The following is a 17888-nucleotide window of genomic DNA, read 5'->3' as shown; positions in this document are numbered from 1 at the left end:
TAAAATTTTAATCCCTTGAAAATATACACACGTAAAGGAGATACAGGTAAGACCGGAGTCTTTGGAGGAAAAAGAGAATTTAAAGATTCAGCACGTATAGAATGTAACGGAGCTTTAGACGAAGCGAATTCTACTATTGGATTACTACGTGCAAAACTAAGTAATGACCATGAGTGGCAGCCAAATCTTCACAAAATCCAAAAAGATCTTATGGATATGATGTCACATCTCGCAAGGCCATCAGATTCTAAAAAAGAAAATCCTAACCCCAGGCCTAAAGACGGGGCGGATTTTTGTGAACAATGGATGGATGAGATGGAAGCCAATATTAGTTCTCCATCTGACTATTTTTTATTACCTGGAGGGAATGAAATTTCAGCATTATGTCACGTGTGCAGAACGCAAATCAGAAGAGGTGAACGTAGATTAGTTACCTTAATGCACGAAGATCCAGAATCTGTAGAAGAATATGTGGTTGCATATATTAATAGATTATCAGATTTATTCTTCACCATGGCTAGAGCAGAAATGGATAAAGCTGGGGTGGCAGAAGAAAAATGGCAGTTGTTTTTATATAAAAGAAAAAAGAAAAGAATATAACGGTTTTGCATACAATTTATGGAATAGCTTTAGGACCTGGAGATCCAGAGCTTCTTACGCTTAAAGCACTACGAATATTAAAAGAAGTTGATCTTATCTTTTATCCGGGATCTATTACCAAAGATCAAAAAAAGAGCTTTGTGTATCCTATATTGCAATATCACGGATTAGAGCATAAAGAACTGAAAGGATTTTTCCTAAATATGTCATACGACCGCAAAAAGGCTTCAGAAACATATGCAGCAACGGTAAAAGACATTGAAGAAGCCTGTCGTTCTGGAAAAAAAATAGCAATTGTATGCGAAGGCGATATTAGCTTATATGCTTCTTTTTCGTATATATTAGCAGAGCTTCAAGAGTTGCAATTACCAGTATCTTTGGTGCCGGGAATCAATTCTTTTTCGCTGGGCGCATCGCAACACCAAATACCATTAAGTTTACTTAACGATAAAATTGCGATCGTTCCAAGAGCAAAAAATATCGCAGAAATCTCTAAATATTTTTTAGAATTCGATACCGTAATATTAATGAAAATACGCTCTGGATGGAATGATTTTCAGTTAGAATTAGTACAGAAAGATTGGAAATGTTATTATTGTGAACGTTTAGGAACCAATCAAGAATATATAACAACAGATTTAAACACTCTGACCAATAGAGAAATTCCATATTTCTCTTTATTAATTATCAAACAATGATCAAAGTTGTAGGGCTAGGTCCCGGGCATTCAGATTATATCATTCCGATGGCTACACAGGCAATTTCAGAAGCCTCAGTAATCATAGGATATCACTATTACTTTCAATTTATACAACATTTAGTACGTCCTGATGCCTTATGTATAGGTAAAGAATTAAGCGAAGAAGAAAAAAGAGCAGAAATTGCAATACAACATGCTTTAGAAGGAGAACATGTTGTTGTTATTGGCTCTGGTGATGCCAGTATATATGCAATGGCATCTATTGTATACCAAAAAGTTGCAGAACAAAAATTAGATATCCCTGTAGAAACGGTACCAGGAATTTCGGCCTTTATTACTGCCGGCAGTAAATTAGGAGCTGTATTAGGACATGATTTTTGTTGTATCTCATTATCTGATTTGATGACTCCATGGACCACAATAGAGAAACGTATCCATGCTGCGGCTATGGGAGATTTTGTAACAGGATTATATAACCCAAAAAGTAAAAAACGATATTGGCAGCTTCAGACCTTAAAAAATATCTATTTGCAATACCGCTCTGCAACAACCCCTGTAGCAATTTGTAAGCAATTAGGAAGAGTAGAAGAAGAGATAAAAATTACCACTTTAGGAGATTTAGATGTCAATGAAGTCGATATGTTTTGTGTGGTGTTGATAGGAAATAGTCAGACCTTTAGATATAAAGATCATCTCATTACTCCAAGAGGATATTTAAACAGAAAACCAGAGACCGGTGTAGAAATACAACAAGCTAGTTTTAATGAGATATTAAATAATATTCCGCCAAATACATTAGCAAAAGACACTTTATGGGCGGCTATACGATGTATTCACACTTCTGGTGATTTTGAATATATAAATTACCTGGAAACTTCTAAACAGGCAATTGCTACCTGGCATGATTATCTTAAAAATGGAGGAACTATCGTTACCGATGTAACTATGGTGGCTGCAGGAATTACAAAAGCGTATACCGCTAAATATGGCAATCAGGTAATTTGTTTGTTAAACGATAAAGAATCTCTTCAGCTTGCCGCAAAAGAAGGATTAACACGAACACAGGCGGGAATAAAACTTGCTGCAAAAAAATATCCCAATGCACTATTTGTTATCGGAAATGCACCGACAGCATTAATTGAGATTGCAGATCAGATTCAAACTGGAATATTATCTCCAACAGGAGTTGTTGGGGCACCGGTAGGATTTATCAATGTAATTGAATCTAAAGAACGATTAAAGACAATATCCCATATTCCGTATGCGTTAATTACCGAAAAACGGGGAGGTAGTAATTTTGCAGCGGCCATAATTAATGCAGCATTTACTCTAGAAGAAGCTAAATTATAAAAACAAATGAAAGAGCATCCGCAACGTATATTTGACGATAAAGAACAAGCATTGCTCGAAGAGATAATGGCGCATCGCAGGGATGTTCGAGGGAATCGATTTTTAAACACTCCTGTATCTCAGGAATCAATTGATAGGATCATAGAAGCTGCATTGGCAGCTCCTTCGGTTGGGTTTTCACAACCTTGGGAGTTTGTATTAATCCAGGATCAAAAAACGAAGCAAGCTGTAAAAGAAACTTTTTCTGAAGAAACGGCACGTGCTGCACAACAATTTACAGACGAAAAGCAAAAAGAATACATCAAGCTTAAACTAGAAGGGATTTTAGAATCTCCTCTAAATATGGCAGTGTTTTATAAACCTGCAGAAGGCCCTGTTTTAGGACAGACAAGTATGCCTAATATGGGTAAATACAGTGTGGTTTGTGCGATACAAAATATGTGGCTCATGGCACGATCCTTAAATATAGGAATGGGATGGGTGAGTATTTTGGATCCAGAAAAAGTAAAACAAGTACTTGGAGCTCCAGAAAAAAACCAATTGATAGGGTATTTATGCTTTGGATACACCGACATGTTTTATAACCAACCCGAATTAGAATTAAAAAAATGGGATCGTAAAAAACTTCAAAAAGAGGTGGTGATTGAAGAAAAATATAAATAATCGAAGATGTTACTATTCTTCACTTTTAGCAAAATAAATTGCTCTGGTTGAGGTTTGTGATTTTTATTATAAAAAAATTACTGTAACCAAATTGTAAAGTAATAGTATAGTAATGATATTCTATTGTAAAACTTTATTTTTTAAATTTTTTCTCTTTTCTTTTTATCCTTCGTCTATTTTTTCTTCTGATGAATTTAATCCCTAATCCAGTTGCCGAAAAACTAAGTGCTGTACCTCCTGTTAATAAAATAAAAAGAACAATATCCCATAACGGCCTGTTCCATGCCAGAAATGAGAAATCTAAACTATGTAAGCCGTTATAAATCCAACGTTGAATTTTGTTTTTCGTAGCACATTTATATACTACTCTAGTCGTTTTTGGGTTGATATAATAGGTTGTGTTTTTAGTGGTTTTAATTCTAATTATGGGTAAATCTTTGTCATTATGCCGACTATAATAATAATTATCATATTCTTTGAGGAGAATACTTTCTTTCACTCCATTTTCGGAAGAAAAAGAATTTATAACTTTTTGATAGCTATCTATACTTAAAGAAGGGTTAGCACTATATAAACTATATAAAGAACTTGTATTTTGAAAAAAAACTTGGGCGTAAACATTGTTTTGAAAAAAATTAAAACTTATTTCTTTAAATTTCTTTTGTTTTTGCAGATTTAAAAAACCACTCCAACTATCTTCATTATAATAATTTATAGTATGTTTTTGCGCTTGCCATTTTAGAACTTCTTCTTTTTGTAATTGTGCACTAGGAGTCCATCCAAAAGGTGTCATACTCATCCATCCGCTAAAAATCCAGGTACATACAAATACCCCAAAAACCAATCCAAAATAATAATGATAATTGTACCATTTGTTTTTGAATCTTTTAAATTTTGCCTTTGGTTTCTTTTTGTATCTCACCAACCCTGTAATTATACCTGTAATTACCATGATGAACCCTAATGCGGCTAACCATGTTACCAGTTGTCTCCATAATGTATTATGAATTCTAATATCCTTAAAATAAATCCAATGAGGAATAGCACCCAACCACGACCAAAATCTTTCAGAACTGGTATTTATAGCAAGTAGCTCTCCCGTTATTGATGAGATATAAACCAACGTATTGTTTTTATCCTCAAATTCAATTTTGAAAATGGGCATATGTGGTAGATACTTTGTTCTTGGAATCCATTGGTCTAGCTCTGCTAATATTTGGACAGTTGAATTAGCCGCTATTCCTGTGTTTTTTGTTGCAATTTTTAATGCCATCTCTTTTGTTAAGGTCACTTTTTGTCCATTATCTGCATATTTGGAAAAAAAATTCCCCTGACCTGTAATCAAATGAAAAACGGGTCTATTGAGAACATAATTCAGTCTAAGTTGAGATATCTCGCCAATAGTATCATTTTTAAAAACATTTTTAGGGGGTAATACTTCAGTACTTACTGAATTAGAAAGCATTTCTATTCTTTCAGTTTCACTTAGATGTGGAAAACTTTGGTACATCATAACAAAGCCTGATAAAAACCAAATTAAGAATAAGGCACAAAAAAAAGTGCCAAGCCAATGATGTAAAGAAATAATCTTTTTCATCTGTTTTTATAATATTTCAGAGTATCTAATTATAGATTTTATTAAAGTAATGGAAAATGCACCGATAGTTAGATTGCATCGATACATTCTCCTTTTAAATTTGTTTAAAACTTATATGCCAAACTTAATTTATAGTTTCTTCCTTGGCCAGGAAAAAACTGATTTGAATAGATCGCATCGGTAAAATAAAGTGTATCGGCTATATTATTTATGTTTAATCCTATTCTAACTTTTTTTGCTTGATAATAAAGGGATCCATCTATAGTAGTATACGAAGGTAATGTATATGTATTACTTGAGTTGGTATAGTTTTTACCTACGTAATTTAGTCCTAAACCGATTCCCAAACCGTGTAAATACCCTTTCTGAAATTCATAATTTCCCCAGAAATTAATAGAATTTTTAGGAGCATATGGTAACCTGTTTCCTGCAGGTATAGTTTGTAGCGTTTTGTTATAATCTCTAATTTTGGCATCTATAAAAGCATACCCTGCTTTAATATAAAATCCTTCAAAAGGTTTTGATTCAATATCTAATTCTATGCCTTTAGAATCTGCAGAACCTATTTGCTGGTAATCGTCGACACTTGTTTTTTCTACGATATTATTTTTTAACATAAAATAAGCCGAAAGTGTAGCAGTAAACAGATCATTTTTTTGAAACTTGATTCCTAATTCATTTTGAAAACCTGTTTCAGGGTCAAATACTTTTCCATTCGGAGTTACTCTTCTTGATGGTTTAAAATAGTTTGAGTATGAAGCAAAAATGCTAATCATATCTTTAACCGGTTGGTAAACAATACCAGCACGATATGAGAATGAAGATGAAGGGATTTTTGTGCGAACTCCAGAAGTAATTAAGGCTCTGTTATTATTAATAATATCTCTATAATAAGTTCCGGTAAATGTATCATAACGTAGTCCTATTAGTGCTTTAAATTTATCAGAAAATTTAATCCAATCTTGCAAATAAAATGCATATACTACCTCCTTTTTTACATCAACTTTATTATCTATTGCCTCAATGTACCCTTGGTTTAAAGTAGGGTTTTGAACAGAAATAGTTGTAAAAGTTCCAGGACCGATTACTTCTCCTCTAAAAGTCTTACGATCTAAAATACTGATAGAATTCCCTAGTAATGTCTTATGTTCTATAGTACTTGTTTTGAATGTATAGCTTAAATCTAATTGATTTTGCAAAGTTTTAGTTTGATGATTAAAATAAAACGGGAAAGCTCTGGTGATAGAATCTTTAGTTGGATTTAACTCTAGAAATTCTGTAGAAAGATAATCTATATCATCATTTGAATACGATAAGAGATTTGATAACTTTAAATTAGGATTAAAATCATGTGAGTATTTTATTTGATAATCAAGACGCTTGTGTTTTAAATAATCCTGTGGGTCGTTGTATCTGGTCTCTGGATCCATTCCTGAAATAATAGAGCTATCTTCATCTACAGGAATACCCGTATCTGTATCATATACATCTTTATTAGTTTGAAAGTAGAAAGCTAACTTGTCATTTGCCGAAGGGGTATAATCTAACATTAAGGATCCATTATTAGTCGCTATGCCATAATCTCTCCACCCTTGGGTACGTGTCATTCCTATATCTATTCTATAACGTAATTTATCTGAAACTGGACCACTAATACCTCCTTCAATATTATAAGTGTCATAACTACCATAAGTAGCTTTAAAATTAGCTTTTTGGTTATAGGTAGGTTTTTTACGGACTATATTTATAATTCCTCCTAATGCCGAATGACCATATAGAACCCCTGCAGGCCCTTTGAGTACCTCTATTCTCTCTACATTTACCAGATTCGTAGAAGGTGCACTTGTAGATATGTTGTGCCTTTCATCTCTAACACCATCAACTAGCATAACAAAATTATTAAATCCTCTAATTCTAAAAGTTTGGAAACCTCCATACCTATTTATAGGCCTTACACCTGTAACACTTTTAACTGCATCTCCGATATCAAAAACATTACGTTGTTGCATAATTTCACCATTAACACTATTAGTGGTTACAGGGATGTCAATATTTTTGATTCCTAATTTGTTAACATTTAGTATTTCCTTATTGGTTTTATTGTTTCCTCCATTAATAAATACTTCTTCTAATCCAGTAATGTTTTTTTTAAGTGTTACATCCAAAATGAGAGGTTCTCTATCCAAAATAATATTTTTAATAGTTTGTTGATAGCTAATGGCAGAGAACAAAATATTGTAATTTCCTTTTTCTAATGAGATCGAATATTTTCCTTTTTCATCTGTAATTGTTTCGTGATTTGTCTGTTGTATATAAACAGAAACATTAGAAATTCCTTTTTCGGAAATTTGACTTTTTACAGTTCCAGTAATTGTAATGTTTGATTGTGCATAGGTAATGAAACCCCATAACAATAAGACACTGCATAATGCTAATTTTTTCATTTTTTAAATTGAGATTAAGCAGGGAAAAATGCAGAAATAAATAAAAGCTACCTTTTAGGTTAAAGGCAGTTATTATTATTTTCACTCTTTACCCGAGAGTTAATAATTATTTAGATTTTATGGCAGGTCTCCTGACTTAACTCGGTAAATACCTCCTTCCCATAGCCTTTGCTACAGTGGTTTTATGGTACTACTTTTTGTGAATCTTACAGTTGCGGGAACAGTTTTGGATTCTCACCAAATTCCCTTTTAATTTTCACCATAGGTGAAAAACCATTTATCGGGCGCAAATATAGTTTTTTTGCTATTGGATTAAGTTGAAAGGTTATATTTTCATTTAAAATAACTGAATATATTTTGCTTTAACGCTAAACAATTGTAAATGATAGAAAGAATGGAGTTTTAGTGAGAAGTGATAAATATTTTGATTTCTATAAACTTTAACTTTGTAGCTTTGTTGATTCTATGAGAATACATACAATATCAATAGCACTATGATCTTCCATATTATAGGTATCGGAAATAAGACCCCGGATTTCACGACAGAACAACAACAGAACATTCTGGATACTCGTATTTTTAGTGGAGGAAAACGTCATTATGAATTGGTCAAAGACTATCTTCCCAAAAATCATCAATGGATAGCTATTCAATCTCCGATGTCTCAGGTATTCGAGGCATATGAAAAAGCAGCAGTACCGATTATTGTTTTTGCTTCCGGAAATCCACTGTTTTATGGATTTTCGAATACATTAAAAAATAAATATCCAGATGCAGAAATCATAACAACTCCTTATTTTAGTTCGATTCAATTATTGGCTAATGCAATGCATTTGAATAGTAACCAACTACAAACCGTAAGTGTACACGGAAGAAGCTGGAAAGCATTAGATACTATCTTAATCCAACAAAAAGAAAGTATAGGAGTGCTTACAGATACAGAAAAAACTCCAGCGACCATTGCAAAAAGACTTTTGGAGTATGGATATGATAATTATGAAATTATTGTAGGAGAAGACATAGAAGGAGAACAGGAAAAATTTCAGAAATTATCTTTATTGGAAGCTTCAACAATGAAGTTTCACTCACTGAATTGTGTTATCCTAAAAAAAACAGCACATCGCCAAATTGATTTTGGGATAAGCGACACTGATTTTAAAGGCTTACCTGGCAGGCCTAAGATGATTACCAAAATGCCTATTCGATTAATGACCTTGCATTATTTAGATATTCTTAATGTTGATATAGTATGGGATATCGGCTTTTGTACTGGATCTGTTAGTATAGAAGCAAAATTAAAGAACCCAGATATAGCCGTAGTTGCATTCGAAAAAAGACCACAATGTGAAGCAATTATGATAGAAAATCAGAAATGTTTTGGGGTTCCTGATATTCAGGTAGTAATGGGAGATTTTTTTGAGCAAGATCTTGCTCAATTAGCAAAGCCTAAAGCGATTTTTATTGGTGGTCACGGTGGCAGGTTAGAAGAACTTTTTCTAAAGATCGCTCCGGTTTTACAACTTGAAACCTGCATAGTCATCAATGCTGTAAAAGAAAGTTCGGTACAAGCTTTTAAAGCGGGTTGCAAAAAAATAGGGTATACTATCATAGAAGAATCCATATTATCACTTGATGAATACAATCCAATTACGTTGCTTAAAGCAATAAAATTAGGGTCTAAAATCAAATAGAAATCTAATTTTTATTCAGTATCCGGTTTGCTCGTTTTTAATAAAATTCACGGTTTCCAGTGTGTTCTTCACTTCATATAGTGTATACTTTTGTGTCTAAGTATTAGGAAAAGAACATGATTATGAAAAAAAATAAACTACTTAGTTTGCTGATGATTGGTGCTGCTGTTCTATATTCTTTTAGAAAGGATGGTGATATGTCCAAACTCGACATCAAAAAGATAGAAATAGAAACAGAGGTAGAAGAAACCAACAGTGTTATAAGTACTGTTTCTTCTGAAAAATTATTTACAAATAATCTTATTGTAGAAGTTATAGATACTAAAAACATTTCATCACCGAATGTTGAAACTATTATTGATAAAACAACAAAAACTAACGATGATAATAGATGCGTCACTTATGAAAACATTTTATTGAATGAAGGTTATTGCCCAGGATCAGACACAGAAGACTTGATTGAATCACTCCCAAATACCCGCATAACTCCATTTCTCATATTGGATTATCGTTATAGGCTTTAGAATCATTAGCGTCTGTTTACAAGGCTTGTTATATAAGGAGTGTAAACAACAGAAAGTTTATAACAAGCCCTATTACAGATCTTGAAAATAATTCATTTTAAACAAAACCTGTCCCATATATGATCAATTTATGTAGGTTTGTCAAATGAAACGAGCATTAAAAAATTAAACGTGTGAAAATAACTTCACTTGTAACCGGCGGAGCGGGATTCATAGGTTCGCATGTGGTTAATCATTTACTAAAACAAAATCACCAGGTTATCGTTTTAGATGATCTTTCGGGAGGAGATAAGGAAAATATAAACTCAGCAGCACTATTTTATGAAGGTTCGATACTAGACGTTACCTTAATACATACTCTTTTTGATAAGTATAAGTTCACCTATGTCTATCATTTGGCTGCTTATGCAGCTGAAGGATTAAGCCATTTTATTAGAAATTTCAACTATCAGAATAACCTGATCGGTAGTGTTAATTTGATTAACGCATCGGTAGTTCATGAAGTGAAATGTTTTGTTTTCACCTCTTCTATTGCAGTCTATGGGACAAATACATTGCCATTGGTAGAAACACAATTTCCGCAACCGGAAGATCCTTATGGAATAGCAAAGTATGCTGTAGAATTGGACCTGATAAATGCACAGAAGATGTTTGGTATGGATTATATTATTTTCAGACCTCATAATGTATACGGAAGACATCAAAATATAGGAGATAAATATCGTAATGTTGTTGGGATATTTATGAATCAAATTCTTGAAAATAAACCTTTAACCATTTTTGGAGATGGTAAGCAAACAAGAGCTTTTACACATATTGATGATATTGCACCTTATATTGCTAGTTCGGTAACGATACCCGAAGCACATAATACAGTTTTTAATATAGGAAATGATGCAGTATACTCTGTAAAAGAACTGGCAATAGCGGTAAGTAATGCAATGCAATCAGAACTAAATATAGAACAACTAGAAAAACGGGAGGAAGTGACTCACGCCTATGCTAATCATTCAAAATTTGATACTGTTTTTAATCCCAAAAAACATATAGATTTAGAAACCGGGCTTTTAGAAATGGCCAAATGGGTAAAGACTCATGGGGCTCGTTCTAGTAAAGAATTCCAAAACATTGAAATAACAAAAAAGCTGCCGAATTCCTGGAGAAAACCTTTAAGATAATGACAAATCAACCACTAGTTACTATTATAATGGCAGTCAAAGATACGGCTCCCTATTTACGGGATTGCTTAGATTCTATTCTGGCACAAACGTATCAAAACTGGGAACTTATCGCAGTAAATGATCACTCATCAGATGATAGCCCAAAAATTTTGCAGGAGTATGCTGCAAAAGACTCTAGAATTCGATTTTTTAATAGTGATAGACCTAAATTAATCCCAACACTACAAGTAGGATATGCCGAAACCAAAGGAACATTGATCAACAGAATGGATTCTGATGATAAAATGCCAGCGTATAAAATAGAAGTACTTGTAGAAGAATGGAGTAGATATGGAAAAGGAACTGTGATTGCAGGAGGAACTGAGCATTTTGTTGACGAAGGTGTTGTGGGTGATGGGTTTCTTAAATACGAAAAATGGCTTAATGAAGTTGCCAGAACAAGTACTCACTATCAAGAGATTTATAGAGAATGTGTTATCCCGTCTCATTGTTGGTTACTACACAAAGAAGATTTTGATGCTGCAGGTGCTTTTGATCCAATTATATACCCAGAAGATTACGACCTCTGTTTTCGATTCTACAGGTTAGGTTTAACAGTTGTAGGGATTGATAAAATTCTACATCACTGGAGAGATCGATCTGATAGAATCTCACGTACCTGGGAAGAATACAAAGACAATCGATATTTTGACCTTAAGCTACGCTTTTTCTATGAATTAGATAGAGATAGAACACGACCTTTAGTACTATGGGGCGCAGGGAAAAACGGAAAAGATATGGCCAAACTCTTACAATCTTATACTGATGAATTTCATTGGGTATGTGATAATGAGAGAAAAATAGGAAAGGACATCTATGGAGTACGATTAGAGCATTATGACGATATCAAAACAGTCGAGAATGCCCAGGTAATTATTGTGGTAGCATCTCCAACAGGGAAAAAAGAAATAGAAGAATTACTCGTCTTATGGAATAAAAAACCTGTTGTTGATTTTTGGTTTTTTGCATAACAAGTATGTATAATCTTAATAAACATTTTTTAAGACGTTAATAACCTAATATCTTTGTGTCGTAGGAGTAATACCATTTGCACTTTAAATCTACTGGAATAAAATGTTCTTTTTTCATCTCAGTTTCAGAATAAAAATAACCCGTAGCCCTGCTATGCTTGATTTTTATTCTTTACTGAAACAAAAAAACCTTAATTTTCTTTGCCAGTAAATTCAAAATACAAATGATATAATTTAATAGCTTTTTCAAAAAACACATGTCAGAACACACTATAAAAGTTGCAATACTCTGTTTTACAGATCAGGGAGTATCTATTGCTAAAACCTTGCAAAAAGAATTTTATCGCTCTAAGCTGTTTACAACAAGAACTGTAGAAGCTAGTAAAGATATAAAGCAAATCAATTCGGTATTAGAATTGATAGAAGATTCATTTCATAACTATGATGCATGGATTTTTGTCGGAGCATTAGGGATTTGTGTGCGTAGTATCGCTGCACATATTAAAGATAAGACAAGTGATCCCGCTGTGATTAATGTTGATGATCAGGGTAAATTTGTACAAGCTGTACTTAGCGGTCATATTGGTAAAGCCAATACGCTCACAACTCAAATCAGTAGAATCCTTAATGCGCAAGCCGTGTTATCTACATCTAGTGATTTGCAAAACCTATGGGCATTGGATATGTTGGCAGAAACTTATGGATGGAAAATGAAAAGTTCTATTCCTACTAATAAGGTCGTGTCATTGTTTGTGAATAGGAAATCTACAGCATTAGTTCTAAAAGTTAAGAATAAAGGAGTTCAACACCTGGAGAAAACCTGTCCGGATTTTGTGGATATTTATTATGATCAGAAAGATTTTGAACATAGCGATTATGAATTAATACTATATGTGGGTTATGAACTTATCGCTACAGAGACTCCTCTTCTTTGTTTCTATCCTCCTTGTGTGGCATTAGGTAGTGGATGCGCAAAAGATATAGAGCCTCAACTACTAATGAAAGGATTAGAGTCTGCATTAGAAGAACAGCATATCGCGATAGAAAGTATCTACGCTATTGGATCTGCAACTATTAAGAATGAGGAACAAGCATATCTTGATTTTGCAGCGTATTATAATATTCCTTTTATTACCTATACAGGCGAAGAACTCAATACCATTATAGTTGCCAACCCTTCAGAAGTTGTAAAGAAAAAAGTAGGTGTTTATGGCGTTTCTGAAGCAGCTGCGGCATTAATAGCAGGTCAATCAACGTGGCTGGTCGAAAAAACAAAAGCTCTCACGCCGTCTGGTAAGAAATTTACCTATGCATTAAGCTTGTCGGCCAGATATGAGCGTAAAGCAAGTATTGCAATAGTGGGTGCTGGATCGGGAGATCCAGAATTATTGACCTTAAAAGGGCAGTATATTCTAGAAAATGCAGATTGTATTTTATATGCCGGGAGTTTGGTGCCAGAAGCTTTGACACATATGGCAAAAGAAGGCGCATTGGTACGTAATTCTGCATCGATGACCTTAGAAGAGCAAATAATGATTATTGATCAATATTATAAACAAGGGAAATCTGTTGTACGCTTACATTCTGGGGATCCTTCTATATATGGAGCGATACAGGAACAGATGACTATTTTTGATGAAAAAGGATACGATTATTATATCGTTCCGGGAATTTCATCATTTCAGGCGGCAGCTGCATATCTCAAATCAGAATTTACCATTCCCGAAGTAGCACAAACTATTATCCTTACCCGAGGAGAGGGAAATACACCAATGCCAGAGCACGAAAAAATTGCTGATATGGCAAAATTAAGAGCTACTATGTGTATTTTTTTAAGTGTAGGTATAGCTAAAAAAATACAAGCACAGCTTCTGGAACATTATCCAGAAAATACACCATTAGCGATACTATACCGTGTAAGTTGGGAAGATGAAGAAGTATGGACGGGTACCCTTTCTGAACTAACTACTATCATCAAAAAAAATAAGCTAACTCGTACTGTACTTATTGTAGTGGGCGAAGCCGTAGGTGCTCGTAAAAACAGATCGTGGTTATATGATGATAAATGGCATCATATTTTCAGGAAAAAAGAAAAAGAAATTCAATCCTCATGATACTCGTTTTTGGAGGTACCACAGAAGGGAAACAAGTCGCCAGAATATTGGATGAACTAGAATATCCGTATTACTATTCGACCAAAACAAAAGTGGATTATGAAGGAAAAGGAATTCCAATTCATGGAGTGATGACAGGCTCTCTATTAGAAACTTTTTGCAAGAAACACGAGGTTACACATATTGTTAATGCTTCTCACCCTTTTGCGGTACAATTGCATCAAATGATTTCTGATATTTCGATTGCACTACCTTTGATACGTTTTCAAAGACAGTTTTCTCCCAGAATACTAGATCAAAAAGTATTTTATGTAGATAGTTTTGAAGAGGCAATACGTTATTTTAATAAAAACAACTATAGTTCATTATTGGCACTTTCGGGAGTGCAAACCATTACAAAATTACGATCTTATTGGGAAGAGCATCTCACCTGGTTTCGTATTTTGGATCGCGATAGCTCCAGGGTGATTGCCGATGAAGCTGGGTTTCCAAAAACAAAGTTATTATTTGGATATCCTCAATCTAAAGCAGCCGAAACGGAGTTATTTACCAAACTATCTCCAGCTGTAATTTTTACTAAAGAAAGTGGGAGTAATGGGAAACTGGAAGAAAAAATAGCTGCGGCCTTAGCAGTAAATATTCCGATAGTTATTCTTAAAAAACCAAAAATTTCTAATCGATATCTTTGCATAAATAGAGAAGCAGAGCTCATTAAAATGATTAGTAGATAGAGATTAGTTAAGGGTTTCTTTAATGGCGGTATTTTGCGTGAAGGATAGTAGTGAAAACCCCACAGTATTGTCTTGCTGAGCCTGTCGAAGGGTAGACGATACGAGGAGTTGTAACGAATAGCCTGACCCAAAGGGACACGCCAAGAGAAAAAGCAATGGTATATGAAAATAGAATCGGATCAAACCCGCTTTATGCATTAGAACTTCGTTATGAAGTTTTCAAATGCCATAAATACTGGTGTTTTCTTGATTTCAGCATAGCATCGCTATGGTTAAATTAAAAAATAAAGCAAAGCGTCAGTATTTGCAGTAGTTGGAAGATGGAATAGATTTTCTAATGCATAAAGCGGGTTAAACCAACAATCAATAAGTATTGAGCGAATTACAAGACATACCAGATAAACCATTACGAAAAGGGTATACTACAGGGGCTTGTGCTACGGCCTGTGTTAAAGCTGCATTATGGAGTTTAGTGACTCAACAGGAAATTACTGAGACTCAAGTGCAATTACCTATAGGTGAAATCGCTACATTTCGAGTTCAACCCAATAAATTAACACAAAAAGAGGCTGTATATTCAACTGTAAAAGATGCGGGTGATGATCCTGATGTAACCCATAAGGCAGAGATCACAGTTACTGTATCTCTTAATGATACTGGAGATATTCTTTTTAGAAGAGGAAAAGGAGTTGGGCTAGTTACCTTACCGGGATTAGAAATACCTGTTGGAGAGCCAGCAATCAATCCAGTTCCCAGAGATATGATGCGTATCGTTTGTAAAAAGATAGTATCAGACCATCAGCTTGAAAAGAATGGAGTAACCATTACCATATCTGTAAAAAATGGAGAAGAGCTTGCTAAAAAAACATTGAATAGCCGTTTAGGGATATTACATGGAATTTCAATATTGGGAACTACCGGTATTGTCACTCCGTTTTCTGCCGCTTCTTATATTGCTAGTATTCAACAAGGGGTTGATGTTGCTGTTGCAAATGGTATGACAGAATTATTAATAAACTCTGGAGCTCGTAGTGAGAAAATGTTGAGGTCTATATTTCCTAACATTTCAGAAGTATCCTGTATACATTATGGAAACTGGATACAGGAAACTTTCGAAAAAATCCATCAATCTCCTCAAATAACCAAGGTATCTATGGGAATTATGTTAGGAAAAGCAGCAAAATTAGCACAAGGCAGAACGAATACCCATAGTGGAAAAACAACATGGGATAAAGATTTTATATATCAACTAGCTATATCTGCAGGATATCCAGAAGAAATTGCTAACAAAGTTTTAGCATTAAATATGGCAGGACGTCTTCGGGAAATTTTTACTTTTACAGCCCAGGAAAATTTTTATCAAAAACTAATACAAGAATGCCATTATCATTGTCAGAAAATAGCACCAAATGTAACGATTGCTATGTATCTGATTAATAACGATGGAACTCACATATCATATACTATATGAACATCATGAATCTTGCTCGCCCTCTGATAGCAGGGGTTTTACATTCTTTTGAACCGGATCATATGTCTGCAGTATCGGTACTCGCGGCAGAAAATGCCATTCAGAAAAAGAAAGTGTCTTTTAAGACTGCATTTACAGCATCTCAATGGGCATTAGGACATTCGGTAACTTTGTTGATGTTTGGAGGAATCGCTTTAGCATTTAGAGCCGCCTTACATGCTTTTGTAGAAAGTATTTCTTTCTGGGCAGAATTTTCTGTCGGGCCAATTATGATTTGGCTAGGTGTAATGGCCATCAAAAGAAATCATAAGATTAATGAAATGATGGCGGATCATAAAAAAATAGAAGCACATGAGCATGTAGCTAATAATCCTATTCATCTACATGGAAAAAGAGGCGAAGAAATTGCTATGAATCCTATTAACAGGTCGTTTTGGATTGGGATGTTACATGGATTGGCAGGTACAGGAGGTGCGTTAACCTCTGCACTAATTATTAGCGCAGATACCATCTCTGATGCCATCCTGATATTGATAATAGAATCTATTGGAATTATATTTTCTATGGCGGTATATAGTTATGTGCTGATCTTTACCATGAGCCGTTTTATTGAACGTAATATGTCGATATTTAAATGGATGAATGGTGTTATTGGTATCATTTCTATACTAGTAGGGTTTATGGTATTACAAAGTGTACTTTTTTGAATAACTTTAAGTATGTTAGTTACTAGCATATATTGCTTATAAACGATTGAAGAGCGTAGATATAATAAAGAATGGCATATAATATTGTACTTGTAGAACCAGAAATTCCCATGAATACGGGTAATATTGGTAGACTTAGTTTAGCATCGGGATCAAATCTACATTTGGTAAAACCATTTGGGTTTGAATTAAGTGATTCGAGATTAAAAAGAGCTGGGTTGGATTATTGGAAACACATTTCGGTACATATGTATGATAGTATAGATGAATTTTATGCTGTTAATAAGAATAAGAATATGGTATACCTATCTAGCCATGCAGAAAAAGATTATTGTTCTATACCCTATGAAGATGATCTGTTTTTTGTTTTTGGAAAAGAATCTACAGGTTTACCAAAAACTATTATTGAAAAATATCCAGATCAACTCTATAAAATACCAATATACAGTGATAAGGTAAGGAGTTTAAATTTAGCCAATGCAGTGAGTATTGTAGTCTATGAAGGGATAAGAAATATTAGATAGCCCTAAGTTTTATCTTATAGAGTTAAATTTTCAAGTGATTATCTTAAAATTTTGATGATCATTGTTAAAACCTGATTATGAAAACAAGGGAAAGGCAATAATATAATTACTTTTTCAAAAAGAGAATAAAAAAACATATTCAGAGGGTGTTATTGGGATCATTTGGATAATAATTATAGAATAAGGAGTATTTTTAGTACTTCGAATACTCTAATTAAAAACCAACTAAATGGAAGAACCAAATTTATCAGAAATAAATAAGATATCTAATGGGGATAAAGTCTTTGAGGGAAAGATGTTAAATGTTATCAGAAAAGAATTCCCGATAGAAAAAGAACAATATTTCAGTAGTTTAGAAAATAAAAACCTTGTAAAGGCTGCAGAATATGTGCATAAATTAAAGCATAAGGTCAGTATTTTTGGACTTGAAAAAAGTTATGAAATAGCAACAGATTATGAAAACAATTTGAAAGAAGGAAGTTATGATTTAAAGAAGGATTTTGAAAAAATTCTACAAATGATAACAGAATACATAAGTACACTATAACTCCTTTTTATAATTGATTTTTTTGATTCTACTA

The 17888-nt window shown here is 33.7% G+C and carries 16 protein-coding genes and 1 riboswitch; of the genes, 14 read left to right on the top strand and 2 right to left on the bottom strand.

Annotated features, from left to right (window positions below; genetic code table 11):
* The first annotated feature begins 15 nt into the window (after nt 1-15).
* The 4 genes from Z054_RS0118190 to bluB are packed head-to-tail and all read left to right on the top strand — an operon-like array spanning nt 16 to nt 3313.
* On the top strand, nt 16-600 hold the full coding sequence (locus Z054_RS0118190; RefSeq protein WP_024771472.1) for a cob(I)yrinic acid a,c-diamide adenosyltransferase: 585 nt from the start codon (nt 16-18) through the stop codon (nt 598-600).
* 5 nt (nt 601-605) lie between these two features.
* Complete coding sequence (cobI, locus tag Z054_RS0118185) at nt 606-1298, top strand: precorrin-2 C(20)-methyltransferase (RefSeq protein ID WP_024771471.1); 693 nt, start codon at nt 606-608, stop codon at nt 1296-1298.
* Complete coding sequence (gene cobJ / locus Z054_RS0118180) at nt 1295-2650, top strand: precorrin-3B C(17)-methyltransferase (protein ID WP_024771470.1); 1356 nt, start codon at nt 1295-1297, stop codon at nt 2648-2650. The genes cobI and cobJ overlap by 4 nt, the downstream gene beginning before the upstream one ends.
* A 6-nt stretch (nt 2651-2656) precedes the next feature.
* The gene (gene bluB / locus Z054_RS0118175) at nt 2657-3313 is read left to right on the top strand and encodes a 5,6-dimethylbenzimidazole synthase (RefSeq protein ID WP_024771469.1); all 657 of its coding nucleotides are present in this window, start codon (nt 2657-2659) and stop codon (nt 3311-3313) included.
* Nucleotides 3314-3446: 133 nt separating this feature from the next.
* Here the strand turns inward: bluB and Z054_RS0118170 are convergent, their stop codons facing one another.
* Together Z054_RS0118170 and Z054_RS0118165 are read right to left on the bottom strand one after the other, a co-directional pair.
* A complete protein-coding gene (locus Z054_RS0118170; protein WP_084050453.1) occupies nt 3447-4910 on the bottom strand; it encodes a PepSY domain-containing protein in 1464 nt (487 codons plus the stop codon).
* 104 nt (nt 4911-5014) lie between these two features.
* Entirely contained in the window at nt 5015-7354 is a 2340-nt protein-coding gene (locus Z054_RS0118165; protein WP_024771467.1) for a TonB-dependent siderophore receptor, read from the bottom strand.
* Nucleotides 7355-7458: 104 nt separating this feature from the next.
* Nucleotides 7459-7647: riboswitch (cobalamin riboswitch) on the bottom strand.
* A 201-nt stretch (nt 7648-7848) separates the two neighbouring features.
* On the opposite strand from Z054_RS0118165, the gene cbiE reads away from it, so the two are divergent.
* From cbiE to Z054_RS0118115, 10 genes are all read left to right on the top strand, one after another.
* Nucleotides 7849-9045, top strand: a complete 1197-nt coding sequence (cbiE, locus tag Z054_RS0118160) for a precorrin-6y C5,15-methyltransferase (decarboxylating) subunit CbiE (protein WP_024771466.1) — start codon at nt 7849-7851, stop codon at nt 9043-9045.
* A 122-nt stretch (nt 9046-9167) separates the two neighbouring features.
* Nucleotides 9168-9569: a hypothetical protein gene (locus Z054_RS0118155; protein WP_024771465.1), complete on the top strand. Its 402-nt coding sequence runs from the start codon at nt 9168-9170 to the stop codon at nt 9567-9569.
* Between the two features lie 173 nt (nt 9570-9742).
* Nucleotides 9743-10747 carry an NAD-dependent epimerase/dehydratase family protein gene (locus Z054_RS0118150; RefSeq protein WP_024771464.1) on the top strand — a complete coding sequence of 335 codons (1005 nt, stop codon included), beginning with the start codon at nt 9743-9745 and terminating at the stop codon, nt 10745-10747.
* A complete protein-coding gene (locus tag Z054_RS0118145; RefSeq protein ID WP_024771463.1) occupies nt 10747-11760 on the top strand; it encodes a glycosyltransferase family 2 protein in 1014 nt (337 codons plus the stop codon). Before Z054_RS0118150 ends, Z054_RS0118145 begins: the two co-directional genes overlap by 1 nt.
* A 257-nt stretch (nt 11761-12017) precedes the next feature.
* Nucleotides 12018-13874 carry a precorrin-4 C(11)-methyltransferase gene (gene cobM, locus Z054_RS0118140; protein ID WP_024771462.1) on the top strand — a complete coding sequence of 619 codons (1857 nt, stop codon included), beginning with the start codon at nt 12018-12020 and terminating at the stop codon, nt 13872-13874.
* Nucleotides 13871-14605: a precorrin-6A/cobalt-precorrin-6A reductase gene (locus Z054_RS0118135; protein ID WP_024771461.1), complete on the top strand. Its 735-nt coding sequence runs from the start codon at nt 13871-13873 to the stop codon at nt 14603-14605. The genes cobM and Z054_RS0118135 overlap by 4 nt, the downstream gene beginning before the upstream one ends.
* A 373-nt stretch (nt 14606-14978) precedes the next feature.
* Nucleotides 14979-16076 carry a cobalt-precorrin-5B (C(1))-methyltransferase gene (locus tag Z054_RS0118130; RefSeq protein WP_024771460.1) on the top strand — a complete coding sequence of 366 codons (1098 nt, stop codon included), beginning with the start codon at nt 14979-14981 and terminating at the stop codon, nt 16074-16076.
* Nucleotides 16073-16783 carry a hypothetical protein gene (locus Z054_RS0118125; RefSeq protein WP_024771459.1) on the top strand — a complete coding sequence of 237 codons (711 nt, stop codon included), beginning with the start codon at nt 16073-16075 and terminating at the stop codon, nt 16781-16783. The genes Z054_RS0118130 and Z054_RS0118125 overlap by 4 nt, the downstream gene beginning before the upstream one ends.
* Nucleotides 16784-16854: 71 nt before the next feature.
* Entirely contained in the window at nt 16855-17307 is a 453-nt protein-coding gene (locus tag Z054_RS0118120; RefSeq protein ID WP_024771458.1) for a tRNA (cytidine(34)-2'-O)-methyltransferase, read from the top strand.
* A 229-nt stretch (nt 17308-17536) separates the two neighbouring features.
* A complete protein-coding gene (locus tag Z054_RS0118115) occupies nt 17537-17854 on the top strand; it encodes an Hpt domain-containing protein (protein ID WP_024771457.1) in 318 nt (105 codons plus the stop codon).
* Nucleotides 17855-17888: the final 34 nt, after the last annotated feature.

The sequence above is a fragment of the Aquimarina macrocephali JAMB N27 genome (assembly GCF_000520995.1).
GTDB classification, from domain to species: Bacteria; Bacteroidota; Bacteroidia; order Flavobacteriales; family Flavobacteriaceae; genus Aquimarina; species Aquimarina macrocephali.
Note: the sequence above shows the minus strand (reverse complement) of the source record. Positions and strands in the feature narration are given on the sequence as shown.